At 63.3% G+C, this 23,767-nt stretch carries 28 protein-coding genes; 13 read left to right on the forward strand and 15 right to left on the reverse strand.

All coding sequences use genetic code 11. The annotated features are described in order from the left end of the window. Positions 1 to 16: 16 nt before the first annotated feature. Together MY494_RS10695 and MY494_RS10700 are read left to right on the forward strand one after the other, a co-directional pair. Positions 17 to 544 carry a DnaJ domain-containing protein gene (locus MY494_RS10695; RefSeq protein ID WP_247910230.1) on the forward strand — a complete coding sequence of 176 codons (528 nt, stop codon included), beginning with the start codon at positions 17 to 19 and terminating at the stop codon, positions 542 to 544. Next, positions 471 to 737 (forward strand): DUF3143 domain-containing protein, encoded by a 267-nt coding sequence (locus MY494_RS10700; protein WP_247910231.1) that lies wholly within the window; start codon positions 471 to 473, stop codon positions 735 to 737. The genes MY494_RS10695 and MY494_RS10700 overlap by 74 nt, the downstream gene beginning before the upstream one ends. Here the strand turns inward: MY494_RS10700 and MY494_RS10705 are convergent. The 5 genes from MY494_RS10705 to MY494_RS10725 are packed head-to-tail and all read right to left on the reverse strand — an operon-like array spanning position 734 to position 4,184. Beyond that, positions 734 to 898, reverse strand: coding sequence for a hypothetical protein (locus MY494_RS10705; RefSeq protein ID WP_247910232.1), 165 nt, complete (start codon positions 896 to 898; stop codon positions 734 to 736). The two genes, MY494_RS10700 and MY494_RS10705, sit on opposite strands and share 4 nt — an antisense overlap. After that, a complete protein-coding gene (bioD, locus tag MY494_RS10710; protein ID WP_247910233.1) occupies positions 895 to 1,572 on the reverse strand; it encodes a dethiobiotin synthase in 678 nt (225 codons plus the stop codon). Before bioD ends, MY494_RS10705 begins: the two co-directional genes overlap by 4 nt. Continuing rightward, on the reverse strand, positions 1,569 to 2,345 hold the full coding sequence (locus tag MY494_RS10715) for an SAM-dependent methyltransferase (RefSeq protein ID WP_247910234.1): 777 nt from the start codon (positions 2,343 to 2,345) through the stop codon (positions 1,569 to 1,571). Before MY494_RS10715 ends, bioD begins: the two co-directional genes overlap by 4 nt. After that, the gene (locus MY494_RS10720; protein ID WP_247910235.1) at positions 2,332 to 3,027 is read right to left on the reverse strand and encodes an alpha/beta hydrolase; all 696 of its coding nucleotides are present in this window, start codon (positions 3,025 to 3,027) and stop codon (positions 2,332 to 2,334) included. The genes MY494_RS10715 and MY494_RS10720 overlap by 14 nt, the downstream gene beginning before the upstream one ends. After that, positions 3,024 to 4,184, reverse strand: a complete 1,161-nt coding sequence (locus tag MY494_RS10725) for an aminotransferase class I/II-fold pyridoxal phosphate-dependent enzyme (RefSeq protein ID WP_247910236.1) — start codon at positions 4,182 to 4,184, stop codon at positions 3,024 to 3,026. The genes MY494_RS10720 and MY494_RS10725 overlap by 4 nt, the downstream gene beginning before the upstream one ends. Positions 4,185 to 4,253: 69 nt before the next feature. Here MY494_RS10725 and MY494_RS10730 point away from each other — a divergent pair, with 69 nt between their 5' ends. Both MY494_RS10730 and MY494_RS10735 read left to right on the forward strand, forming a co-directional pair. Continuing rightward, positions 4,254 to 7,076: an RNA helicase gene (locus MY494_RS10730; protein ID WP_247910237.1), complete on the forward strand. Its 2,823-nt coding sequence runs from the start codon at positions 4,254 to 4,256 to the stop codon at positions 7,074 to 7,076. Between the two features lie 121 nt (positions 7,077 to 7,197). Further along, entirely contained in the window at positions 7,198 to 7,632 is a 435-nt protein-coding gene (locus tag MY494_RS10735) for a 23S rRNA (pseudouridine(1915)-N(3))-methyltransferase RlmH (protein WP_247910238.1), read from the forward strand. Positions 7,633 to 7,641: 9 nt separating this feature from the next. Here MY494_RS10735 and purB read toward each other — a convergent pair whose 3' ends face one another. Together purB and MY494_RS10745 are read right to left on the reverse strand one after the other, a co-directional pair. Next, positions 7,642 to 8,937, reverse strand: coding sequence for an adenylosuccinate lyase (gene purB, locus MY494_RS10740; protein ID WP_247910239.1), 1,296 nt, complete (start codon positions 8,935 to 8,937; stop codon positions 7,642 to 7,644). A 52-nt stretch (positions 8,938 to 8,989) separates the two neighbouring features. After that, on the reverse strand, positions 8,990 to 9,208 hold the full coding sequence (locus MY494_RS10745; RefSeq protein WP_247910240.1) for a hypothetical protein: 219 nt from the start codon (positions 9,206 to 9,208) through the stop codon (positions 8,990 to 8,992). A 115-nt stretch (positions 9,209 to 9,323) separates the two neighbouring features. Between MY494_RS10745 and MY494_RS10750 the strand changes: the two genes are divergently transcribed. Further along, positions 9,324 to 10,157 (forward strand): TlyA family RNA methyltransferase, encoded by an 834-nt coding sequence (locus tag MY494_RS10750; protein WP_247912032.1) that lies wholly within the window; start codon positions 9,324 to 9,326, stop codon positions 10,155 to 10,157. A 1-nt stretch (position 10,158) separates the two neighbouring features. Here the strand turns inward: MY494_RS10750 and MY494_RS10755 are convergent, their stop codons facing one another. Then, positions 10,159 to 10,497, reverse strand: a complete 339-nt coding sequence (locus MY494_RS10755) for a P-II family nitrogen regulator (protein ID WP_247910241.1) — start codon at positions 10,495 to 10,497, stop codon at positions 10,159 to 10,161. A gap of 171 nt (positions 10,498 to 10,668) precedes the next feature. On the opposite strand from MY494_RS10755, the gene queF reads away from it, so the two are divergent. After that, positions 10,669 to 11,073 carry a preQ(1) synthase gene (gene queF / locus MY494_RS10760; RefSeq protein ID WP_247910242.1) on the forward strand — a complete coding sequence of 135 codons (405 nt, stop codon included), beginning with the start codon at positions 10,669 to 10,671 and terminating at the stop codon, positions 11,071 to 11,073. On the opposite strand, the gene MY494_RS10765 is transcribed toward queF, so the two are convergent. The 7 genes from MY494_RS10765 to MY494_RS10795 all read right to left on the reverse strand — a co-directional run bounded on the left by MY494_RS10765 (position 11,061) and on the right by MY494_RS10795 (position 18,986). Beyond that, positions 11,061 to 12,347, reverse strand: a complete 1,287-nt coding sequence (locus MY494_RS10765) for a cytochrome c biogenesis protein ResB (RefSeq protein ID WP_247910243.1) — start codon at positions 12,345 to 12,347, stop codon at positions 11,061 to 11,063. The genes queF and MY494_RS10765 overlap by 13 nt on opposite strands. 39 nt (positions 12,348 to 12,386) lie before the next feature. Next, positions 12,387 to 13,103, reverse strand: coding sequence for a cytochrome c biogenesis CcdA family protein (locus MY494_RS10770; protein WP_247910244.1), 717 nt, complete (start codon positions 13,101 to 13,103; stop codon positions 12,387 to 12,389). Between the two features lie 23 nt (positions 13,104 to 13,126). Then, positions 13,127 to 14,329 carry an FtsW/RodA/SpoVE family cell cycle protein gene (locus tag MY494_RS10775; protein ID WP_371820599.1) on the reverse strand — a complete coding sequence of 401 codons (1,203 nt, stop codon included), beginning with the start codon at positions 14,327 to 14,329 and terminating at the stop codon, positions 13,127 to 13,129. Positions 14,330 to 14,413: 84 nt separating this feature from the next. Continuing rightward, positions 14,414 to 14,614 (reverse strand): phycobilisome linker polypeptide, encoded by a 201-nt coding sequence (locus tag MY494_RS10780; protein ID WP_010315303.1) that lies wholly within the window; start codon positions 14,612 to 14,614, stop codon positions 14,414 to 14,416. Between the two features lie 32 nt (positions 14,615 to 14,646). Next, positions 14,647 to 15,135 carry an allophycocyanin subunit beta gene (apcB, locus tag MY494_RS10785; protein ID WP_247910246.1) on the reverse strand — a complete coding sequence of 163 codons (489 nt, stop codon included), beginning with the start codon at positions 15,133 to 15,135 and terminating at the stop codon, positions 14,647 to 14,649. 43 nt (positions 15,136 to 15,178) lie between these two features. Next, positions 15,179 to 15,664: an allophycocyanin gene (locus MY494_RS10790; RefSeq protein ID WP_247910247.1), complete on the reverse strand. Its 486-nt coding sequence runs from the start codon at positions 15,662 to 15,664 to the stop codon at positions 15,179 to 15,181. A gap of 403 nt (positions 15,665 to 16,067) precedes the next feature. After that, positions 16,068 to 18,986, reverse strand: coding sequence for a phycobilisome rod-core linker polypeptide (locus MY494_RS10795; protein WP_247910248.1), 2,919 nt, complete (start codon positions 18,984 to 18,986; stop codon positions 16,068 to 16,070). 164 nt (positions 18,987 to 19,150) lie between these two features. On the opposite strand from MY494_RS10795, the gene MY494_RS10800 reads away from it, so the two are divergent. The 7 genes from MY494_RS10800 to atpH all read left to right on the forward strand — a co-directional run bounded on the left by MY494_RS10800 (position 19,151) and on the right by atpH (position 23,734). Beyond that, positions 19,151 to 20,371 (forward strand): class I SAM-dependent methyltransferase, encoded by a 1,221-nt coding sequence (locus MY494_RS10800; protein ID WP_247910249.1) that lies wholly within the window; start codon positions 19,151 to 19,153, stop codon positions 20,369 to 20,371. Between the two features lie 119 nt (positions 20,372 to 20,490). Next, complete coding sequence (locus tag MY494_RS10805) at positions 20,491 to 20,910, forward strand: ATP synthase (protein WP_247910250.1); 420 nt, start codon at positions 20,491 to 20,493, stop codon at positions 20,908 to 20,910. 48 nt (positions 20,911 to 20,958) lie between these two features. Then, on the forward strand, positions 20,959 to 21,687 hold the full coding sequence (gene atpB, locus MY494_RS10810; RefSeq protein ID WP_247910251.1) for a F0F1 ATP synthase subunit A: 729 nt from the start codon (positions 20,959 to 20,961) through the stop codon (positions 21,685 to 21,687). A gap of 171 nt (positions 21,688 to 21,858) precedes the next feature. Continuing rightward, positions 21,859 to 22,107: an ATP synthase F0 subunit C gene (gene atpE / locus MY494_RS10815; protein WP_010310940.1), complete on the forward strand. Its 249-nt coding sequence runs from the start codon at positions 21,859 to 21,861 to the stop codon at positions 22,105 to 22,107. Between the two features lie 102 nt (positions 22,108 to 22,209). Beyond that, positions 22,210 to 22,671: a F0F1 ATP synthase subunit B' gene (locus tag MY494_RS10820; RefSeq protein WP_247910252.1), complete on the forward strand. Its 462-nt coding sequence runs from the start codon at positions 22,210 to 22,212 to the stop codon at positions 22,669 to 22,671. Beyond that, complete coding sequence (locus tag MY494_RS10825; protein WP_247910253.1) at positions 22,668 to 23,186, forward strand: F0F1 ATP synthase subunit B; 519 nt, start codon at positions 22,668 to 22,670, stop codon at positions 23,184 to 23,186. The genes MY494_RS10820 and MY494_RS10825 overlap by 4 nt, the downstream gene beginning before the upstream one ends. Then, the gene (atpH, locus tag MY494_RS10830) at positions 23,186 to 23,734 is read left to right on the forward strand and encodes an ATP synthase F1 subunit delta (RefSeq protein ID WP_247910254.1); all 549 of its coding nucleotides are present in this window, start codon (positions 23,186 to 23,188) and stop codon (positions 23,732 to 23,734) included. Before MY494_RS10825 ends, atpH begins: the two co-directional genes overlap by 1 nt. The last annotated feature ends 33 nt before the right edge of the window (positions 23,735 to 23,767 follow it).

Here is a 23,767-nt window from a genome sequence, read left to right on the forward strand (position 1 = left end):
CAACCGGTGTCCTGCGTTGGCGGCTGCCAATCATTACGAGCTGCTGGAGGTGCCCAGCGAGGCGTCCACCCAGGAGTTGCGGCGGGCCTTTCGCAGCCTGAGCAAGCGCTACCACCCTGACACCACTGAACTGCCCGAGGACGAGGCCAGGGAGGCCTTTCGGCGCCTCCAGCAGGCCTATCTCACCCTCAGTGATCCCGAGCGCAGGCGCAGTTACGACGCCACCCTGCGGGGAACACTTCGGGTGGTCCTCCCCCAGCCGTCGGTTCGGACGGCGCCGAAGCCGGTTCCGGTCCGCCGCCCCCTCTCTGGGGGCGAGTGGTTCGCCCTGCTGCTGCTGGTCTTGGCGGTGGCCTTCAGCCTGGTCCTGGGCGTCGGCCTGGCCTGGTCCCGCGGGGTTGAATTCCTCAAGCCCCCCAGCTGGGTTGCGGCTGGTGGGCAAACTGAGGCATCAAGTCCGCTGCTTGTGGATGTCGGATCTGCCGCCACCTCAGACCCCGCTGTACAACCACCCTCTGCCGGTTCTGGAGCGTTGGCTGGCTGAGCTCGGAGGGATTCAGCGCGGTCACCACTCCTGTGAATGGGACCTGACCACCCTCGACTGGCGCGCTGAGTTGGTTTTGGGTGCAGAGGAACTCACGGTGCGCTGGGGAGAGGGTGCTGCGGCTGTGGAGCGCCACTTTCCCTATGGCTTAACCCGCGCTGACGTGCAGGCTGCGATTTTCGCGGGCCCTTAGAGCCGGCGCTTGCAGACCTCGCTTTCCTTCTCGCTGAGGGTGGAGAACGGTCCGCAGTTCACCCAACGCACGAAGGACAGTTCGATGTCGGTGAAGAGCACCAGGATCCCTGCACAGAGGGCCGTGACCGCAGCGATGACCGCGACAGAGGAGGGTTTCATGGGCGGCTCGTGACCCCCATGAGCTTATGAACGAGCTCCAGGTCCTGCCACTGCTGTTGCAGCGCCACGGCATCGAGGCTTGGTAGCGGTGGTAGGCAGCCCAGGACCGGAATCCCCGAGATGGCCTCGAGGGTGGCCGCATTGTTGGGATGGGGCTCCCCATTGAGCAGGATCCCGAGGATCGAGAGATCCCTGCTGCGTAGGGCTTCGATCGAGAGCAGGGTGTGGTTCAAGGTGCCCAGGCCCGAGCGCGCCACCAACAGCACCGGCAAGTTCCAGCGTTGCAGCTGCTCGATCTGCAGCCAATCCAGCCGCAGCGGCACGAGCAGGCCGCCGGCGGTCTCCACCACCAAAGGGCCCTCCACGGCGGGTAGGGCCAGCCGCTCGCACTGAATGGGTGGATTGTCCCCGGGTTCCAGCTCGGCCGCCCAATGGGGGGAGACCGGGGCCTGGAAGCGATAGGCCTCAGGAAGGACCCGTGCGTCTGGAAGGCCGAGCCAGCGCTGAACCCGTTCGCGGTCCCCTTCACCGTTCTCCAGACCGCACTGGACCGGCTTCCAGTAGGTCGCCTTCAGGCCCTGCACGACGAGGGCGCTGACCACGGTCTTGCCGACATCGGTGTCTGTGCCGCAGATCACCAACCGCTGGTCCGCACCGAGAGGGGTATGCGTCATGGCTTTTGTCCCAGGAGCAGCAGCACCTCCCAAACAATGGCCTCCTCCGGGCCGGGCCAGGCCCGCAGTAGGCGGCGGAGTTGCCCTGGATTCAGCTGGGGACTGCGGCTGGCCTGGGCGCCGATCGCTTTGATCTGCTGCAGGAACCAGAGTCCGCCCCGGTTGGGACGGCTAAAGCGGAGCACCTGGGCTTCCTTCAGCTCCAACCGTTGTTGGGCGCAGGCGATTAAGCCTTGCGCGCTGGGCAGCTCGAGGGCGGTGCAGGGGACCCCGGCACGCTCAGCGGCCTGGTGCCAGAGGGAAAAGCTTCCGGAGGTGGGAAGCCCCAGGATCAGCCAGCCCCCGGTTTGGAGTTGGTCGCACCAGTGCTCCAGCTGCTCCTCAGGTTGCTCGAGCCATTGCAGGGCAAAACTCGAGACCAAGCCCGCGGGTTGCTCCAGGATCGGCGGGAGACCTTGGTTGAGGTCCCATTGGATCTGGGGGGCGTTGTCGCTGGCGCCCTGCTCAAGTAGGGCCGAGCAGGCATCGATACGAAGCCAAGGACCTTGCCCCAGGGTGGTGGCGAGGGCCCGGCTCAGAAGCCCACTGCCTGCCCCCAGATCAGCCAGGGGACCGGGGGGAAAGCTCACCCCATGGCGGGCGCTCAGGCCCGCCAGGCGTTGGGCGACAGCCGCCTGGAGGCGCGCGCGATTCGGGTAGCGGCTGGCTCCTTCGCTGAAGCAGCCGCGGACCGCCTCGCTAAAGCACGGTTCCGGCGAGTCAGGCCTGGACATCGGCAATCCAATCCAGGACGGCGTCCGGCAAGGCGGGATCGATCAGGGAGTGCCCCAGGTCGCTGCGTGTCCACACCGTGGCATGGGGCAGTCCTTGCTTGAGTTCTTGCCGGCTGGCGGCGGTCACGATCTGGTCCTGCACGGCCTCCACAATCAGCACGGGGATGCCGCTGGGGAACCCGGCCGGAAGGCCGCCGGTGGAGCCCAGACGAGCGAGATCCTCAAGCAGCCGGTCCCGCCCTTCGCTGCTGATGCCCTGCTCGAGGGGCCCCTCTGGCAGCAGTGATCTGGACTGCGGCGCCGCAGCCTGTTGCAGGAAATCCCGCAGTTGCTCCTGCTCCTCCCCGGCCTGGATGCGGCGCGCCATGGCCCGCAGGGCCGCGCTGATCGCTCGCCCCTCTCGGCCTTCGGGGACAAAGCGTGTGAAGCTCGCCAGCAGGACGGCCGCTGTGGCCTCACGCCAGAGGGCCTCGCTCAGCAGATGGGGACCGAAGGAGTGGGCAATCACCACCCGCTGCTGGGTTCCAGAGCTCCAGTTGGGCTGCAGGGGGGATTCCCTGCCGTAGCCCCGTTCCCCGCAGTAGAAGGACCAGCCCCGCGCAGCAGCGCCTGCCGCCCAGGGGGCCCAGCTGCGGTGATCCCCAGCCCAGCCGTGCATGCCGATGAGTTGGATGCCGCTCATGGTCTCCCGAGGGCCTTGATCAGCCGAGACAAGGTGCCGGGCGGGCAATCGTGGCGAAGCACCAGTCTTAATCGCGCCGTCCCAGAGGGGACGGTGGGGGGGCGGATGGCCACGCTCAGGAGGCCTGCCTGCTCGAGCTGCTCTTGCAGCGCTAGGGCGCGGCGGTCCCCCCCTACCACCAGAGGCAGGATGGGGCCGCTCCCCAAGGGCCTTGGCCAGCCGGCCGCCTCGAGGGCATCACGCCAGCGCTCAGCCCGCGCCAGCAGTGCCTGGCGTTCAGGCTCTCGCTCCTGGATGGCCCGTAATCCTGCGGCTGCCGCCGCCACCAGCGGCGGTGCCAGGGCTGTGCTGTAGCGAAATGGCCCGGAATGCTGCAGCAGCCAGTCCCCCACCGTGGCGTTCCCCGCCAGGAAGGCTCCACCAGAACCGAAGGCTTTGCCGAAGGTGCCGCTGATCAGGCTGATTTCCGGGATCCCGTAGCCCAGGCCGCGGCCCCCTTGGCCGAGTATCCCAAGGCTGTGGGCTTCATCCAGCAGCAGGGCGGCCCCATGGGTTCGGCAGAGCTGCGCCAAGGCGGTGACATCGGGCGAGCTGCCCTCCATCGAAAACAGGCTCTCGCTGAGCACCAGCAGCCGGCGCTGGGGGGCATCACGCCTGGCCCGATCCAACTGGTCTTTCAGGTCGGCGAGGTTGTTGTGCTGGAAGCGCCGCAATTTGGCGCCCGTGGCTTGGATCCCCACCAGCAGGGAGTGGTGAATCAGGCGATCCGCGATCACCCAGGTGTGTCGGTCCGCCAGGGCCTGAACCGCGGCGATATTGGCTTGGAACCCGCTGGGATAGAGCAGGACTCGCTCGCGTCCCAGCCAATGGCCTAGGGCTTGCTCGAGCTCGGCGTGGACTGGGCGTGTGCCGCTGATTAAGCGGGAGGCCCCGGCTCCAACTCCCACGGCCTCGATGGCGGCGGTGGCGGCCTGCTGCAGGGCTGGATCGCGGCTGAGACCCAGGTAGTCGTTGCTGGCTAGATCCAGTAGGGGCCGGGCCTCACCGGCAAAGGCGGCTTGGCCCGCCGGCTCCAGGCTGCGGAGACTGCGGCGGCGCGCCGGGGGGAGGGCCTCCAGATCAGCGGCCAGGGGTGCCAATGGATCGGCTGCGTCCATCGCCCCAGCTCTGCCCTCGGGTGAATGTCCTCAGTTTGCCCGTTTGGCCGGAGCCCATAGGATCTGCTAATGCCCAGCAGCAGCGCATCGGCCCCCGGCACCCCGGCCCAGTCCACGGACGTGCCGCCGCTCGAGCAGCTGTTTCCCTTCAGCCTCGATGACTTTCAGCTTGAGGCGATTGAAGCCCTGAACCAGGGCCATTCCGTGGTGGTGAGTGCTCCCACTGGCTCGGGCAAGACCCTGATTGGTGAGTACGCGATTCATCGCGCCTTGGCCCACGGCCAGAAGGTCTTCTACACAACGCCGCTCAAGGCCCTTTCGAACCAGAAACTGCGGGACTTCCGCGAGCAGTTCGGGGCTGAACGCGTCGGCCTGATGACCGGCGACCTCACCGTGAATCGGGAGGCCTCAATCGTGGTGATGACCACGGAGATCTTCCGGAACATGCTCTACGCCGAGGCCGAGGCGGGTGATGACCCCCTGGCCGACGTGGAAGCCGTGGTGCTCGATGAGTGCCACTACATGAACGACTCCCAGCGCGGGACGGTCTGGGAGGAGTCGATCATTCACTGCCCTCCGGTGGTGCAGCTGGTGGCCCTCTCGGCGACGGTGGCGAATGCCGGGCAGCTGACTGACTGGATCGAGGCGGTCCATGGGCCAACACGCTTGGTCCTGAGCGACTTCCGGCCGGTGCCGCTGCAGTTCAGCTTCTGCAGCGCCAAGGGCCTTCATCCCCTGCTCAACGACGAGGGCACCGGCCTTCACCCCAATTGCAAGGTCTGGCGTGCCCCCAAAGGCCGCAACCGCCGTGGACCCAAAACCCCCAGGCCTCCGCAACCTGAGGCTCCACCCCTGGGCTTCGTCGTGGCTCAGATGGCCGATCGGGACATGCTCCCGGCCATCTATTTCATCTTCAGCAGGCGCGGCTGCGATAAGGCTGTTCGTGATCTGGGCAAGATCTGTCTGGTGAGTCCTGACGAGCAGGCCCGTATTCAGGAGCGCCTCGATGCCTTCATGGCGGCCACCCCGGAAGCGGTGCGCGATGGGGGCCATGACGATGCCCTGCTGCGCGGGATTGCGGCGCACCATGCCGGGGTCCTTCCGGCGTGGAAGGAGTTGATTGAGGAGCTCTTCCAGCAGGGACTGGTGAAGGTGGTCTTCGCCACCGAGACCCTGGCGGCCGGCATCAACATGCCCGCCCGCAGCACCGTGATTTCCGCGCTGTCCAAGCGAACGGAGCGGGGCCACCGCGCGTTGATGGGCAGCGAGTTCCTCCAAATGGCGGGCCGGGCCGGCCGCCGCGGTCTCGACTCCCAGGGCTATGTCGTCACCGTGCAGAGCCGCTTTGAGGGCGTCCGGGAGGCGGGGCAGCTCGCGACCAGTCCCGCGGACCCGCTGGTGAGTCAGTTCACCCCCAGCTACGGCATGGTTCTGAACCTGCTGCAGCGCTATGAGCTCTCCAAGGCCAAGGAGCTGGTGGAGCGCAGCTTTGGTCGCTATCTGGCGACCTTGGATCTCAGCGAGGACGAGGCCCGGATCACTGAGCTGCGCGAGCAGCTGGGTGACTTAAGCGGGACCGTCGAGAACGTCGACTGGGAGGATTTCGAGGACTACGAGAAGCAGCGTGGCCGCCTGCGGGAGGAGCGCCGTTTGCTGCGAATCCTGCAGCAGCAGGCCGAGGAAACCTTGGCCCACGAACTCACCTTGGCCCTCCGCTTTGCCAGTGAGGGAACCCTGGTCAGCCTGAAGGCCCCCGTCCTACGCGGCCGTGTCACACCCGCTGTGATCGTTGAGAAGCAGCAGGGCTCTGGCCAGTTCCCGCTCCTCTGCTGCCTCACCGATGAGAACGTCTGGGTGCTGGTGCCCTGCAGTGCGGTGGTCAGCCTGCACGCCGAGCTCACCTGCCTGCAGGTCAAGGATGTGGCCATACCCGAGCTGCATCGGCCTGGGGAGCTACGCCATGGCGATCAAGCCAGTGGCGGCTTGGCCTTGGCCGTCGGACACATGGCCGGTCGCCACGACATGGTCACTCCCCAGTACGACCTGGCTGGTGAAGTCCAAGCCCAGGCCCATCTGGTGCGCGAGCTGGAGCTGGCGCTGGAACTGCATCCGGCCCATGGCGCTGGCGATCGCAAGAAGCTGCGCAAACAGCGCTTCCGCATGGAGGAGTTGGAGGGGGAGATCGCTGAGCGGCAGCGCATCCTGCATTTCCGCGCCAATCGCCATTGGGAAACGTTCTTGGCGCTGATCGAGATCCTGCGCTTCTTCGGTTGCCTTGATGGTGATGAGGGCTTGGATCCGAGCGAGGTGGGCCGGACCGTGGCGGCCCTGCGGGGGGATAACGAGCTCTGGCTGGGGATGGCGCTGATGAGCGGCCATCTCGATGAGCTGGAGCCCTCCGACCTCGCGGCTGTGCTTGAAGCCATCTCCACGGAGGTGAATCGCCCAGACCTCTGGAGCGGCTATCCACCCCCGCCGGCTGCCGATGAGGCGATGCACGACCTGCGCGGGATTCGCCGCGAACTGCAGCGGCAACAGGAAGCAGCCAAGGTGGTGATGCCGGTCTGGTTTGAAGGCGAGTTGATGGGCCTGGTCCATGCCTGGGCCAAGGGCGTCAGCTGGAGCGACCTGATTGCCAATACCTCCCTCGATGAGGGTGATGTGGTGCGGATCATGCGCCGCACCGTGGATCTGCTCGCCCAGATCCCCTACTGCGAAGCCATCAGCGAGCAGCTGCGCAGCAATGCCCGCGCTGCCCTGAAGGCGATCAACCGTTTCCCAGTGCAGGAACCGATTGATGGGGGCCATGCGAAGGGTGGGGGATCCAATCCCGCCACCGCTCGCCAGAACGACCCCAAGGGTGATCCCTCGGTGCTCAATTCCGTGGCCTGAGCACCAGCCAGACGATGAGTAAGAGCCCGGCCGTGCTGCCCACCGTGTAGAGCCAATCGGCGTAGGGGGTCCAGAACAGGGCGAAGGCTGCAGTCATGGGCATCGGTAGCGTGGCCGCGTGATGAATCCGTCCCGCATCCGCATCCTGGCGGTGGGCAAGTTGCGCAAGAGCTGGGTGCTGGAGGGGGCCTCCACCTTCCTCAAACGCCTACCGGGACTGCAGGTCCTGGAGCTCCGGGATGCCGGGATGGCCAAGGAAGCAGAGGCCATCCTGGCGGCCCTAAAGCCGGACGAGCGCTTGGTGATCCTCACGGAGGAGGGTCAAACCCTGGATTCGGTGGCCCTGGCCAGGCGGCTGGAGGGCTCCGGTTCGGAGCGCCTGGCGTTTGTCATCGGGGGTGCCGAAGGCCTTGACCCGGCGTTGAAGGCCCGCGCCAGTTGGCGCCTGAGCCTCTCCCCGTTGACCTTTCCCCACGAGCTGGCCCGGTTATTGCTGCTAGAGCAGCTCTACCGGGCCATGACGATTCAGCAGGGCGGGCCGTATCACAAGGCCTAGGGGGATGGACTAGATCCCCAGGCGCTGCCAGATCACATCCAGGTTGGCCTGGTGCAGATCAGTGGAGAAGCACTCCGCCAGTTGCTCGGCATTGAGACGCGAGGTCACATCGGCGTCGGCCTCCAGATTGGCCCGGAAGTTGCCGCCGTCGGTGTTCCAAGCGGTATGGGCGTTGCGCTGCACGATCCGGTAAGCGTCTTCGCGGCTGATGCCTGTTTCCACCAGGGCCAGCAGCACCCGCTGGCTGAAGACCACACCGCCGTAGACGTTCATGTTGCGGGCCATGTTGCCGGGGTAGACCCCGAGACCCTTCACGACTGAGGTCATCTCCCGGAGCATGAAGTGCAGGGTGACTGAGCAGTCGGGCAGCATCATTCGCTCCACGGAGCTGTGGCTGATGTCCCGCTCGTGCCAGAGGGCGCAGTTCTCTAGTGCTGCCACGACATAGCTGCGCAGCACCCGTGCCAGGCCGCTGATCCGTTCGCTGCGAATCGGGTTGCGCTTGTGGGGCATGGCGGAGCTGCCCTTCTGCCCCTTGGCGAAGTTCTCTTCGACCTCGAGCACGTCGGTGCGCTGCAGGTTGCGGATCTCGGTCGAGAAGCGCTCCAGAGCGGCACCCACAAGGGCCAGGGTCTGGATGTATTCCGCGTGGCGATCGCGGGAGATCACCTGGGTGCTGGCCGTGTCGGGCACCAGGCCGAGCTTGGCGCAGGCGATTTCCTCCACCCGGGGGTCGGTGTTGGCGTAGGTGCCCATGGCGCCGGAGATCTGGCCCACGCTGACGGCGGCCTCCAGGTGCTCCAGACGCTCCTGGTTGCGGACCACCTCAGCCAACCAGCCAGCCACCTTGAATCCAAAGGTGATCGGTTCACCGTGGATGGCGTGGGAGCGGCCGATCATCACCGTGGTCTTGTGCTCCCGAGCCAGCACCCGCAGGGCCTCGGCCAGTAGGTCGAGTTCCTGGCGCAGCAGCTTCACGGACGCCTTCATCTGCAGGGCGACCCCGGTGTCGAGAACATCGGAGCTGGTCATGCCCACGTGGATGTGGCGCCCGGCGTCACCCACATGCTCGTTGACGTTGGTGAGGAACGCGATCACGTCATGGCGGACCTCGGCTTCGATCTCGAGGATCCGCTCGACGCTGAAGCTGGCTTTCTCTTTGATTGTGGCGACGGCTTCAGCCGGGACGCGGCCCAGTTCGCAGTTGGCTTCGGTGGCGGCGATCTCCACATCGAGCCAGCTTTGGAACTTCGCCTGCTCGCTCCAGATGGCGCCCATCTCGGGCAGGGTGTAACGCTCGATCAAGGCCGCGCCTGGCTCACATCAAGACCAATGTATGGAATGGCCTTTCGGGGCCTCAGGCGACGCTGGTGAGCTTGTGGTGCTCGACCTCCCACTGCACCAGGGGGCCCCAAGCTTGTTGTTGGACCCAGCAGCGGCCGCCACGGCAGCGCAGCACTTGGAACGGAGGTAGGTCTCTGGGTTGATTGCGCAGTTTCACGAAGCTGCCGGGTTGCAGCAGTTCGACCACGTTGTTCGGAGTACGGGCCAAGGTGGTCCACCTCGTTTGAAACATCCTCAGGAGTGTTCCCGGGGAAACCCTTTCACTACCGGTTTTTATTCCGTTTCGCTTTGAGCTTTGTGATCAAACGGGCGTGCGGCACGATGCAGAGGTGCTGGGCCGCTGCCCGATGGGTCGAAAGCGACGCTTGGATTTGCAGCTGGTGGAGCTGGGGTTGGCGGCCTCACGTCAGCAGGCGCAGCAGCTGATTCGTGCCGGCAAGGTCCGCAGTGGTGATCGGATCCTCGACAAGCCCGGTCTGGAGGTTGTGCCGGAACTGGAGCTCCAGGTCGAGCAGCCCCAGCGCTTTGTCTCCCGCGGTGGCGAAAAGCTTTTGGCGGCGGTTGAAGCCTTCCCTTTGGGCCTTGAACAGAGGATTTGTCTGGATGGGGGCATCTCCACCGGCGGGTTCACCGATTGTTTGCTGCAGCACGGTGCATCCCGGGTCTATGGGGTGGATGTGGGCTACGGCCAAACGGCCTGGAGCCTGCGCACCGATGAGCGCTTGGTGCTGAAGGAGCGCACCAATCTGCGCCACCTCCAACCTGAAGATCTCTACGGGGAGGGTGATCTTTGGCCTGATTTGGCGGTGGCGGACGTCTCCTTCATCCGCCTGGCCCTGGTGCTTCCGGCCCTGGGTCGTTTGTTGCAGAGCGCGAGGCGCGAGGCGGTGCTGTTGGTCAAGCCCCAGTTCGAGGTGGGGAAGGAGCGTGTTGGCAAAGGCGGTGTGGTCCGTGACCCCCTGGCCCATGCCGATGCCATTGCTGGGGTGATCGCAGCGGCGGCAGCCGAGGGGTGGCGCGGCTGCGGTGTGGTGGCTTCACCGATCACCGGGCCTGCGGGCAACCACGAATATCTGCTCTGGCTGCGTTCCGGTGAATGGAGTGACCAAGAGAAAACCTCCGAAGCACCTCCCGATGGGGTGTGCATTCGGAGGTTGGTGGAGCAGACCTTGGCCAGCTAACTCAGATGGCGCTGTTGTCCTTGTCGCCGGTGCGGATTCGGACGACGGACTCCACTGGACTGATGAAGATCTTGCCGTCGCCAATCTCGCCGGTGCGGGCGGCCTCTTGGACGGCGCTGACAACGGTGTCGACGCGGGCGTCATCCACCACGATCTCCAGCTTGAGCTTCTGCAAAAACTCAACGGTGAATTCAGAACCGCGGTAGCGCTCGACTTGGCCCTTCTGGCGACCAAAGCCGCGCACTTCGCTCACGGTCATACCGACGATGCCGGCATTCACCAGGGCCAGCTTCACGTCTTCGAGCTTGAAGGGGCGAATGATGGCCTCGATTTTTTTCATGGCTCAGGGCTGGAGTAAGGGAATTCTCTCAGGAAAATCTGACGAGGGAAGGTTTTTGAGGACCTTCTGAAGGCATTACGGCCCAGTCCTGGCGTCGACGATGTGACCGTTGATACCGCCGTGGCCGAAGGGCTGCGATGCGTAGCATCCAAAGCCAGGATGAGCGCTTGGATGACTGCGACCGCAACAACCCGTACCCCTCTCTACGGAGAACGTGCCATTGCTGAGGCGGAGCTGATCTGTTTCGACAACCCCAGGCCTGAGCGTCCCTACGAGGTCTCGATCACCCTGCCGGAATTCACCTGCAAGTGCCCGTTCTCGGGGTATCCCGATTTCGCAACACTGCGTCTGACCTATCAACCCGGTCCGCGGGTGATGGAGCTCAAGGCGATCAAGCTCTATGTCAACAGCTACCGCGACCAGTCGATCTCCCATGAGGAGGTGACAAATCGCATCCTGGATGACTTCGTTGCCGCCTGCGCTCCGGTCTGGATGCAGCTGGAGGCGGATTTCAATCCCCGTGGGAATGTCCATACGGTGATCCGGGCCTGCCACGGGACCCGTCAGCCCTGCTGAACCTCCGCGATCAGTACCGGTAACTCATTGGCCAGGGCTGTCAGGTTGCGGTTGCAAAGACCGGCGACATGCAGCTTCTGGTTGCCGGCCTCGGCGATCGCCCAGATCTGACGCGTCGCGATCAGGCTCAGGGCGCCACCGGCCAGGGCGATGGCAAATCCGCCGTAGACCAGGGGTACGCCGGGGTCCCGCTTGAGCAGGATTCCGCTGGCCGGGATCACTCCAGCCACCCGCAGTGGGATCCCTTCCACCTCAACGGCCTCCCCACCGGGGATCAAGGTGGCCAGGACGTCAGCGTCGGCGGAGTAGGCCGTCACTGGGCCCAGCTCACTGGAGAGGGCCAGCAGCACCGGGTTGCTGCCATCGGGCCGCGTGGGCAGCACGATCCCCCAGACCTGCTCCCCCAGTTGGGGAAAGCTCTGGAGCGGCAGCTCCAGGATCGGACTTCGACCGAGTTGTACCTGCAGTGCGGAGAGCGCCCAGTCCGCCTGATACAGGGTCATGCCCCGGTAACGCAGCGGGTGGTTGACGCTGATTTCCTCGTTGGAGGGGGCCTCGGCCTGCCCTTGGCCCGGGGTCAACTTGAGCTGGGAGCGGAACTGCTCCGGCCGTCCAGCCGGGTCCCTCTCCACGCCAAAGCGCTCCAGGCTGACGCTGACCTGGGTCTCACCGCGGCTGTTCAGCAACTCCAGTTCGTTGCCCGGGGCGAGAAACCGTTCAAGGCGCTGGCCACCAAGCGAGCCCCAGGCGGCCCCAACCATCAGGACGACCAGACCGGCATGGACCAGCAGCGGGCCGACCCGACCCAGGACCCCTTTGCGGGCGGCCAGACGGTCGCCATGGGGTTGCAGTTCCCAGCCACGGTCCTGGAGCAGCACCTCGAGCCGCGCCAGGCTGGCCTTGGGATCGCTGACGGCAATGGTCTCCGCCAGGGTGAGTTTGCTCAGCTGCCTTGGGGTCTGGTAATCGATCCAACGCAGGGCGGCCTGCAGTGCCGGCCACTGGCGCCGCCAGCTGCAGAGGATCAGGGCGAGTCCGAGCCAGGCCAGCAGGGCCAGGAACCAGCTGCTCGAATAGACGTGATCGAGCTGGAGCGAGAGGATCGCGTCGCCGTTCAGCAGGCCCAGCCAGGGCTCAGGGTCGTAGACCCGGTGGTACAGCTCAGCGGCTTCCTTCTGGGGCACAAAGGTTCCCAGTCCGCTGGCCGCAGCGATCAGGATCAAGAGGCCAATGGCCACCCGCAGGTCTGAGATCCAGGCGATCAGTCGCTTCATCAGTGGGGTCAGGAGGGCCGGTCGGATGGAGAGGTGGCGTTAGGTCCAGCGGGCCAGGAGGGTCAAGCAGCCGCTGAGCAGCAACACCACCCCGCTGATGGGCGGCACCCACTGGCCGATGGACCGCAGGGAGAGCAGGCGTGGTGCCCAGGCCGCCGCGGTGCCCGCCACCAGGAGAGGCATGACCTGTCCAGCGGCAAAAGCCGTCAGTAGGAGTGCGCCGGTCAGCGGGGTCGCCGATTGCGCGATCCAGGCCAGCAGGACAGCCAGGACGGGTGTGGTGCAGGGGGAGGCGGCGAACCCGAAGGCCAGGCCCGCGGCGATCGGCGCCAGGGCCGGTGGGACCCGTTGCCGCCACTGCTCTGGATCCGGTCCCGTTGGGAGCTGCAGGGGCACCAGACCCAACAGATTCAGCCCCATCAGAACCGCCAGTAGGGCCACGAGGGTTGGCACAAAGCCCGGCACCTGGCCATAGATGCGGCCCAGGGCACCGCTGCCCAGCCCCAGCAGGACCAGGGAGCCGACAATGCCACTGCAGAAACTCAGGCTGCGGGCCCAGGGACGCTGCGCACCGCCATCAAACCCAGCCAGGTAGGCCAGCGTGACGGGTAGCAGAGAGAGCGAGCAGGGCCCCAAGCTGGTGATCAAGCCGCCGGCAAAGACCAACCCCACGGTGAGAGGTCCTGGGTGGGCCAGGGAACTGCTCAGCAGCTGCTCACCACTGCGGGCCCAATCCGCTAGGGCCTGAGCCAGCATCAATGGGTACGCAGCGCGGGGGGTCAGCCTATCGGCACGCTCTGCCGCTTGGCTTGAAGTCGGCGCTTGCGATGGGGCTTGCTGGGCTCCAGGCCTGCCCCCTCAAGTGAGCAGCGCAGCAAGAGTCCAGCGGTGAGCAAGCTGGACAGCAGGGAGTTGCCGCCGTAGCTGATCATGGGCAGCGGCAGGCCGGTGGTGGGCATGGCCCCACTGGCCACGGCGATGTTCAGGATCGATTGGCCCACCAGCAAGGTGGTGCAACCGATGGCGACAAGTCGCTGCTGGTTGCTTCTGCAGCTCAGCGCGATTCGCAAACCGACGAAGCCAAAGAGCAGTAGGAAGACCAGGAGCAAGAGGGAGCCGACGTAGCCGAACTCCTCGGCAAAGACCGCAAAGATGAAGTCCGTCGTTTGGATTGGTAGGTACTGCAGCTTTTGAGTGGAGAGGCCATAGCCCTCTCCCCAGAGACCACCGGATCCGATCGCCAGCAGGCTTTGAACCAGCTGATAGCCATCCCCTTGTGCATCGCTCCAGGGGTTGAGGAAGGAGGTGACGCGAATGCGCTGGTATTCGTTGATGGAGATGCTTCCGACCGCCACCGCCAGACCAGCGCCAGCGGTGCTGAACATGGCCCAGAGCGGAAGGCCTGATCCCAGGGCCATTAACCAGAGCAAAATCCCGCAGAGGGAGGCGGTACTCAGGTTTGGCTGCTTGAGGATCAGCCCCAGGGTTACCGCAAAGACCCCCAGCCAGATCAGCTTTTGATCGCTGGAGATGCGCCTCCAGTGGGAGAAAAGGGAGGCCCCTTGGAGGACCAGAAAGGGTTTGATCAGTTCAGTCGGCTGGATCTGAATCGGACCGATGACCAACCAACGGCTGGCACCGTTCACCGTGCTGCCGATGACCAGGGTGAGGGCCACCAGAACGGTCCCGATCAGCAGGACCGGACCGGCCATGCGTAGCCAGCGCCTCAGGTTGATGCTGATGCCGGCATAGAGCAGGCCCCAACTCACCAGCATCCACAGCGCCTGACGCTTGAGGTAGTAGCTGGCATCACCCATCTCCCGGGCGGCCACCCACCAACTGGCGGATCCCAGAACGGCCAGGCCGAGGAGGCACCAGATCGCGATCATCCCCAGCAACAACCGCGCTTCTGCCGGCCAGTGCTCAAACGGCACGGGGAGCAACGGTCGCTTTGCGGCCAAGGAGGTGCGGAAATCAGACACTGACTATCCCGTATTTCTTGTGCGCTTGCCAACAAAAAAGCCCGGCAGAGCCGGGCTTTTGGAGAAGGTTTGGACCTGAAGAGCTCAGTTGCCCAGATTCACCTGACGGCGACCAGCAACGAGTTCAACTTTCAGGATTTTGCCTCCTTGCTTCATGATCCGCTGCTGTTCAGCGAACCAGCTTTCATAGGGCACCCACTTGGTGAAGAAGGTGTTCTGCAGCTCACGCTGAGTACGGGTCTTCTCGGGAGAAGGGATGCAGGCGGTGATTTTGAAGAGGCGCATGGCTTGATCCTCAGGTGTGCCAGAGGCGGGGATCAGTTACCCAGGCCGGAGCTGATGTAGTCGAAGTAGACGCCCATCTCACGGCCGGCGTCAGGACCAACCAGGGAAGCTGTGACTTCCTTCATGGCTTGGATGGACTGAACGGTGGCGCCGATGGGCACGCCCAGGGAGTTGTAGGTCTCCTTCAGGCCGTTCAGAACGCGCTCGTCGAGGATCGACGTATCACCGGCCAGCATGGCGTAGGTGGCGTAGCGCAGGTAGTAGTCCAGGTCGCGGATGCACGCTGCATAGCGACGGGTGGTGTACATGTTGCCGCCCGGACGGGTGATGTCCGAATAGAGCAGCGCCTTGGCGACAGCGTCCTTGATGATGGCGGAGGCGTTGGCGCTGATGGTGGCAGCAGCGCGAACACGGAGCTCACCACTGGCGAAGTACTGCTCCAGGCGCCCCATGGAGGCGCTGTCGAGGTACATGCCCTGAACGTCAGCTTGGTTGATGACGTTGGTGATTGCGTCTTGCATGGGTTCTTGGCTGAGGGGCGGTTATGTCAGTGAGTGAGCAGCCTCAGGAGAGGGCGCCAACGACGTAGTCGAAGTAGAAGCCGGCTTCTTCGGCGTCTTCGCCAGTCAGAAGACCCATGGCGGCAATCTTCATTTCCCGAACGGACTCCGCAAGAGCCTCGAGGGGGGTGCCGAGGGAGCGATACATCTCTTTGGCGCCGATGATGCCGATCTCCTCGATCGGGGTCACGTCACCTGCGATCAAGCCGTAGGTCACCAGGCGGAGGTAGTAATCCATGTCCCGCAGGCAGGTTGCGGTCATGTCTTCGCCGTAGGCATTGCCGCCGGGGGAGATGACGTCGGGGCGCTTCTGGAACAGAGCGCTACCGGCGGTCTTGACGATGCGCTCGCGGCTCTCGCTCAGAACCTGAGCGACCCGAAGACGACGCTGGCCACCGCTGACGAACGATTTGATCTGGTCAAGTTCGCCAGGGCTGAGATAGCGGGCTTCGGCGTCCGCGTTGATGATCGAGTTGGAGACGATGCTCATGCAGTTCTGCCTCGAAACAAGCGGCCGCCTTGCGGAGACCGGTATCCGGTGGGTGGGTGAAGGGGGTGATCCAAGTTGGATCGTGCCTCAGGGTAGGAGCTGAGGGTGACTCTCGGAGTCAGTTGGGCGTCCAGGTTTACAACGGTCAACACTGACAGTTGTAAGTGGCGCGCCCGCTCTGGAGACGCCAAAGATTCTCAGCTGCAAAGCGACCCGAGGCCGGCGGCGGGTAACAGTTCTTCACGCCGCCTGGGTATTCCTGAGATCCCCTGCAAGAGAGTGGTTCTTGCTTGTTTTATGACTATTGAATTTCCATAAAAAACCGCCCTCATTTGTTGTGAGAGCGGCACTGGTTTAGTGATGCTTAAGGATTTTATATGGCTGGATTAGTTCTTCAATCCCTTTAAATCTTGTCGCTCGTGGGTGGGTTCATTCCAGCATTTCCTCGATAGAGAGCTGCTGTCCGTTGGATTGTGGCCTGGGTGGTCCCATTCGCCGTTTCCAATCCGCTGACCCTTGGGATTGAGGAGTCGCGACCGGCAAGAAGTGCCTTGATCGCCGCCGGTTGTCCGGACGTGGCCCGGGTCTCAAGGAAAGCGGTGGTCTCCTCGGGAGTTGTTGCTCGGCCCAAAAGGGCGAGACCCGCTGCGGATGCAGCCCGCAGAGGGGCCATTCGAGACAGGCGGTTTTGGAACGCCTCGGCCATGGCCACGGATTCGATGAATCCATTCAGGTCGATGTCCCGGTTGCGCAGTTGGGACTCGGCGGTGACAAGCCGCTCAGACTCCAGGGGGATCCTGTTCAGTAGCTGCTTGTAGGTGGCGTTGATGGCTGCTGTCAGCTCTGACTCAGTGCTGTTTTTGCTGAGTTTGGTGGCGGCAGCGATACCGCCGCGCTTGAGATAGCCGCTGGCATCACTTGTGCGAAGCGCGTTGGCCATCCTTGAGATGGGAGCTTCGCTACCAGTCGAGGCCGGCGGCTTCCAGGTGACCTGTCCGGGAGTGCCCGCGCCCGTAGGCGTTGAAACAGAGAAGGGTGTGCGTGTGCCTTGCGTGCGCATCAGCCCCGCCCAACGGGTGTCGGGGGCGTTGGTGCTGACCTCGGCGCTCCAGCTGCCGCGCACGGTCTGCTGGCGGTTAACCAGATTGCGAGCGGTGATGTCCGCTGTGGTTCTCAAGCTGTCCTTGACCCGAGCATTGGGTCGCTGTCCAAGGCTCAGATCCGGTTGAGCAATGGCATCGAAGTCCGTATTAAAGGTCGGGACGCGGCGTTGGTTCAGATCGCCAGGGGTGATGAAGCGCTCATAGGGAACAGTGTCCAGACCGAAGGCTTCTTGATACTCCGGGCTGTTGACCATGGCATCGACTACGCCATAGAAGCCCTGTCGTGCTGCCACGTCGAAATAGCTGTCGATTTCCCAGCGTCCGAAGGTGGGCCGGCCGAGGATTCGGCGGTGCATCACTTCGACGGCCTTACAGATGTAAAGACCACTCCAATAGCGGCGGCGGAATGCATCGCTGCGTGCGACCTCCCGCACAAAATCTTTGAGGCCGATATCACCGTTCTCGAGCCGGTTTTCGGCTGTCTCCACCCGTTCACCGGCGTAACCGGCGTTGCCCAGGATCTGGACGTAGACAGCCTTGATGACGGACTGGGTGCTGGATTCGGTGAACCTCACGCTGGGACGCCCTTGGATGCCACGGCGCGGAGTGGAATTTCCACCCGTTGCGATCTGAGTCAGGCGACGGGTCTTCGGGCCCACCCGCCTTGGAGTGGCGCTTCTGAATTGCGGGCTATTCATCTGCCCTGGTTGCTTCATGCCGTTACCGACAAGAAGGCGACGGGTGTCGTAGCTCAGCGGAGCAGGACGCGTCGCAACCTTGGCCGTACCTGAGGGGAAGATTGCCCCATAGCTGAGGCCCAACGGATCGTTTCCGCCGCCGTAGGGATGCTGGTCGGCGAAGGGCTGCCGGTAGCTGGCGTAGAGGGTGATGTATTGCGGTGCACCCTCAAACGGTGCACTGAAGCGGAAGAGCTTTCTGTTGGATCCCCAGCCAGCGCTCTCTTGGGCTTCTTCGCCGAGGTCACGCAGATAGGGAACGGTCTCTTCACCAAAGACCTGGGCGTACTCCATCGAGTTGACCAGGGAGTCCACGAGGCCATGGAGACCTTGCTCGCTGACGATGCTGAAGTAGCGGTTGAACTCTTCGCGTGAGCTAAGGCCTCGGCCGAGGAAATGACGGAAGGCCAGCTCAACAGCACGGCTGTTGGAGAAGGGGCCAAAGAACTGGGTGCGGTACTCCTTGCTTTTGCCAAGCGCGCGGATGTACTCGCGCATGCTGATGTCGCCCTTGGCGACCTGGGAGGTTTCGACGGAGCAGGGATCTTGGCTGTAGGCCTTCGCGATGTCGCGCTCGAAGACCTGCCGGTAGGCGGCCCGGATGACCTCGGCTTTTTGAGCGCCACTCATGGCCGGCTTCATGTTGAAGCGCTGAACATTGCCCTGAGCCGCCAGCGCGTAGATGGCTGGTAGCTGGAGGCCCTGACTTTCGGGGCTGCCCAGGCGCTGACGGGCCGAGGGGGTTGGGACGGCCAGCTCCTCGAGCAGCACGTTGAAGCAGCCGATCAGGAGCTGGCGGGCTTCCGGAAGATCCTTGAGCAGATCTGCTGCACCGGCGCGCATCTCTTGAAGAGCGACGTTGGTGGCCGCTAGGGAGCAGCCCTTTTCAAGGACATCCCTCAGCCCACGCGTGTTGACCCTCAGGATGCTGGGGTCGCCAGCGACGACGGCATAGCCCACGTAGCGGAGGAACCAGGCCATGTCGCGGATGGATTTCCGCATCCGCTCGGTGCCGTAGATGGCCACCGAGATTGGATTGAAGCCGGTCGGCAGGATCACCCGAACGTCGGCATCACTCCCGCCACCGTCCAGCAGTCGAGTGAGGAAATTACCGCGCTTGGAGGTATCACTGGTGCCCGTGAAGGTCTGAACCGAGCGCTGGAAGGCCGCTTGGTCGGCTGCCAGGGGAGTTTCCGAACCCGCTGCGACTGGGGTCAGTGGTGCATCGAGATAGGAGAGCGGGGTGCCACCGGCAAAGATCCGGTTGGCGGCTCGGGCCACGATGGCTTCGGCGTTGGCCGAAACCCGACGGGCTGCCTCAACGCGGAGTTGACCGCTCTGGAAGAAGTTCGTCAGGTTGCTGAGCTCGCCTCCATCTGGGAAGCGGTCCTGCTGCTCCGCCTGACGGACGCTGGAAAGCGGCAGGGTGTCGTAGCGCTGAGGAGCAACCCTGCTGCTGCCGCTGCTGGCGGTCACAGTCATGGACGAAAGCGAACCTGGCCTGGGCACGTTACGGCTGCCCCTCTGGCGTCCTGGCAGGCCATGAACAAATGTTTGCAGCCCGTTGTGGGTTTCCTCCGGCTGGGACGGCAGGACATGAAATGCTCGGCCTCTGCGGATCCCCCCTTCAGACCCGCTGCCAGCCCATGACCCAGGCCCCTGCCGATGCCGCCACCCCGGTGGTGAGTGACTTTTACGACCGTTTCCCCTATCCAGGCGATCCGCTGCAAGACGGCCCACCGCCTGGATACAACTGGCGCTGGTGTGTGGACGCTGCTTACTCCGCAAGTACCGGTGCCCTGCCGCCGCTGCGCCCTGAGGGCGAGCCTCTGCGGATCCTCGATGCCGGTTGTGGGACGGGGGTCAGCACCGATTACCTCGCCCACCTCAATCCAGGGGCTCAGATCCTGGCCGTTGATATCTCGCCGGGCACCTTGGAGGTGGCCCGGGAGCGCTGCCGGCGCTCGGGGGCTTTTGAGCAAGCCCAGGTCCGCATTGAAAACCGGAGCTTGCTGGACTTGGCTGGAGAGGGTCCGTTCGACTACATCAACTCCGTTGGGGTGTTGCACCACCTGCGGCAACCGGAGGCGGGCTTACGGGCCCTGTCCCAGCTGCTCAAACCCGGCGCTTTGCTGCACCTGTTCCTCTATGCAGATGGCGGTCGTTGGGAAATCCATCGCACCCAGCGGGCCTTGAGCGCAATGGGTGTGGGGACGGGGGAAGAAGGGTTGCGTCTTGGTCGTCAGTTGTTCAGCGAGCTTCCTGAGCACAACAGGCTTCGTCGCAATCATGAGCAGCGCTGGGCCATCGACTGCGCTGCCGACGCGAACTTCGCGGACATGTATCTCCACCCACAGGAGACCAGCTACAACCTGGAGCGCTTGATGGCCTTTGTGGCCTCAGCTGATTTGCAATTTGCTGGTTTCTCCAATCCAGGGGTCTGGAACCCCGCTCGCCTCCTGCAAGGAGAGTTGTTGGAGAGGGCTCAGAGCCTTCCCCCGGAGGCGCAATGGCGCTTGGTTGAAGATCTGGATCCCGACATCAGTCACTTTGAGTTCTTTCTCAGCAAGGGGCCAGTACGGGAACAGCGCTGGGACGAGGACAGCAGCCTTCTCTCCGCCATTGGCTGCCGGAATCGCTGCCTCTGGGGGTGGCCTGGCCGCGCCCTACTGGATTCCGACATGGCACCCCTGGACGTGAGTGCCGAGGGGTTCACCCTGTTACAAGTGCTCGAGCAGTCTCCTCCGGACACAGCCATCGGTCAGCTCCCATTGGACTGGTCGACTGCTCAGATCGCTTCTGTGGCAAGGGAACTGCAGAGGCAACGGGTTCTGCTGCTTCGTCCAGTCCAGGGCGGAGCAGCGTGATAGATTCCGCGCGCCTTTTCAGAGCAAAGGCGCCTTTGTTGGCTCTTTCACCGCCTCAACCCGATTCGGACTCTCCTCGAGAGGTTTCGATGAACCTGGGGCACACGGTGGACCAGTCGATGGAGGTCACCTCTCTGGAAACGGAGTTGAACCAGGCTGATGGCGCTCTTGATGACCCAATGGTCGTCGGAGCGGATTCTTCCCTGGACGACTTCGACCGACTTCAGCGTCGCTTGATACTGGCCACAGTTTTGGTTGCTGCTTCTGCAGTGCCCATCACGGCTCTGATCTTCGACCTTCACACTGCCATCAGCGTGCTGATTGGCGGCCTCGGTGGAGCTCTCTACATGCGGCTTCTTGCCCGCAGCGTCGGAAAGCTTGCTCAAGGTTCAAAGAAGGTTGGAAAGCTTCAGCTGCTTGTCCCCGTGGTGCTTGTGATGGCAGCGATTCGTCTGCCTGAGCTCGAGATCCTGCCAATTTTTCTTGGCTTTCTCCTCTACAAGCCCGTCGTGATTTTTCAGGCTCTCTCAGATCTTTGAGCGCCTACCTTTTTCAACGTCGCCAAAGCGACACCGAACGCTGACCCAATGGGTTCCTTGCCACTCGTTCTTCCTTTAGCCGAATTGGAGGTGGGCCAACACCTCTACTGGCAGCTTGGGAATCTCAAGATTCACGGACAGGTGTTCCTGAGCTCCTGGGTTGTGATCGGAGCCCTGCTGGCCTTCATCTTTGTGGGCACCCGCAAGATGGAGCGCGATCCACGCGGTGTCCAAAACCTCATCGAATTCCTCTGGGATTACATCCGTAACCTCGCCAGAGAGCAGATCGGTGAAAAGGCTTATCGGGATTGGTTGCCCTTCGTTGGCACCCTCTTTTTGTTCATCTTCGTGAGCAACTGGGGTGGAGCCCTGGTCCCTTGGAAGTTGGTCCATCTCCCGAACGGTGAGCTTGGTGCTCCGACCGCTGACATCAACACCACTGTTGCTCTGGCTCTGTTGGTGTCACTGGCCTACTTCTATGCAGGCCTGAGTCGGAAGGGTTTCCGGTACTTCGAGTACTACGTGGAGCCCACTCCGATCATGCTTCCTTTCAAGATCATCGAGGACTTCACCAAACCTCTGTCCCTGTCCTTCCGTTTGTTCGGAAACATCCTTGCGGACGAGTTGGTTGTCGCAGTTCTTGCGTTCTTGGTCCCCATCCTGGTGCCCCTGCCGGCCATGTTCCTTGGCCTTTTCACCAGTGCAATCCAGGCTTTGATCTTCGCGACCCTCGCCGGCAACTACATCGGCGAGGCTGTCCACGAAGAACATCACTGATCTCTGATCAGTCTTCAGGTCAGTTCGGGGTCACCCGATCTGCCAAACTCTCTGCGCGCAGGTCCGGCTCGATCCGGGCCCATCTTCGGTCTCACCAGATGTCCCAGGCGCAGGGATAACGTCCCGGTCCCAATCCGCGCTCTCCCAGCGCCCTACATCCTTAGTTCCACCATGGATTCCATCACCTCTGCAGCGTCCGTGATCGCCGCTGGTCTGGCTGTCGGCCTCGGCGCCATTGGCCCTGGTATCGGTCAGGGCACCGCTGCCGGCTCCGCTGTTGAAGGCATCGCTCGCCAGCCCGAGGCTGACGGCAAGATCCGCGGCACCCTGCTGCTGTCCCTGGCCTTCATGGAAGCTCTCACCATCTACGGCCTTGTGGTCGCTCTGGTGCTGCTGTTCGCCAACCCCTTCGCTGGCTGATCGCGTCTGAGGTGAATTGGACCGGACAGCCGTCCGGTCCATCCAACCTTCGCCTCAGACCCCTGTCTTGCGTCCGCTCTCTTCCGCCCGCGCCATCGCCTCATGACCAGCTGGCTTTTGCTAGGTGCAACGGAGGGAGGTCTCTTTGACCTCGATGCCACCCTGCCCTTGATGGCAGTACAGGTGGTTCTCCTCACCTTCATCCTCAACTCCCTGTTCTTCCGTCCCGTCGGTCGTGTCGTCGAAGAACGCGAGGGTTACGTCATCACCAGCCGGGCCGAGGCCAAGCAGAAGCTTGCCCAGGTCGAGCGACTGGAAGCAGATCTTCGTGATCAGCTGAAGGAGGCCCGAGTGGCCAGCCAGAAGCTGATTCAAGAAGCGGAGCAAGATTCCGACAAGCTCTACCGGGATGCACTCGCTGCTGCGACTGCTGATGCGAATGCTTCCCGTGAGCAGGCTCGCCGTGAGATTGATGCTCAACGCGAGTCAGCTCTGAGTCAGCTCAAGTCTGACGCCGACAAGCTCGGCGATCTGATCGTCGATCGTCTGCTGGCTGCAAAATGACTCTTCCAAGCCTTTTCGCCTCCCACGGCAGCTTTGGTCTCAACTTCGACCTGTTCGAGACCAACATCATCAACCTCGCGATTGTCATTTTCGCGCTCTACAAGTTTCTGCCTAATTTCCTTGGCGGCATTCTTGAGCGCCGACGCGCGATCATCCTTGCTGATCTGAAGGACGCTGAAGAGCGCCTCAGTTCTGCGACTGCAGCTTTGTCCCAAGCCCAACAGGATCTGGCCGCTGCCCAGCAGAAGGCCGATCAGATTCGTGTTGACGGCAAGGCTCGCGCCGAAGCCATCCGCCTTGACTCTGAGAAGCGCACCATCGATGAGATGGCGCGTCTTAAGCAGGGCGCTGCTGCGGATCTCGATGCTGAGGCTTCCCGTGTCAGCAATCAGCTCCGCCGTGAGGCAGCCCGACTGGCCATCGAGAAGGCTCTAGCCACCCTGCCGGGCAAGCTCAACGCTGATGGTCAGGCAAAGCTGGTGAATCAGTCCATCAAAACGTTGGGGAACGCCTGATGCCGCTGCTCAACACCGTCACGACCCCCTACGCCGAGGCTTTCCTTCAGGTGGTCGAAAGTCGGAATGAAGCCGACGAGGTCATCGAACAAGCCAAGGCTGTTCTTGCCCTTTGGAACGACTCGCCTGACCTCCGGGAAGCCATGGGTTCTCCTGTTTTGGAGGTGGCCGCCAAGAAGGCAGCCATTGAGAAGCTCTTTGCTGATCAACTCAAGCCCTCTTTCCTCAATCTGCTGAAGCTGCTGGCCGACCGCCAGCGCATCGGCATGCTCGACGCTGTGCTGGATCGCACGCTCGAGCTCTACCGCGAGCAGCGCAACATCGCTCTCGCTTCTGTCACCTCTGCCTCTGCTCTCAATGAGGAGCAACAGGCTGAGCTCAGCAAGAAGGTTCAGGCCGTGGCCGGTACCGACAAGCTGGAGATCAATCTGAGTGTCGACCCCAATTTGATCGGCGGTTTCGTCGTCAAAGTCGGCTCCAAGGTGATCGACGCCAGCCTCGCGGGTCAGGTGCGTCGCCTCGGACTGGCGCTGGCCAAGGTGAGCTAGCTCCGCACCCGAACCCCTTTCTCACCCCTCGTC

The sequence above is a fragment of the Synechococcus sp. A10-1-5-1 genome (assembly GCF_023115425.1).
GTDB lineage: Bacteria > Cyanobacteriota > Cyanobacteriia > PCC-6307 > Cyanobiaceae > Vulcanococcus.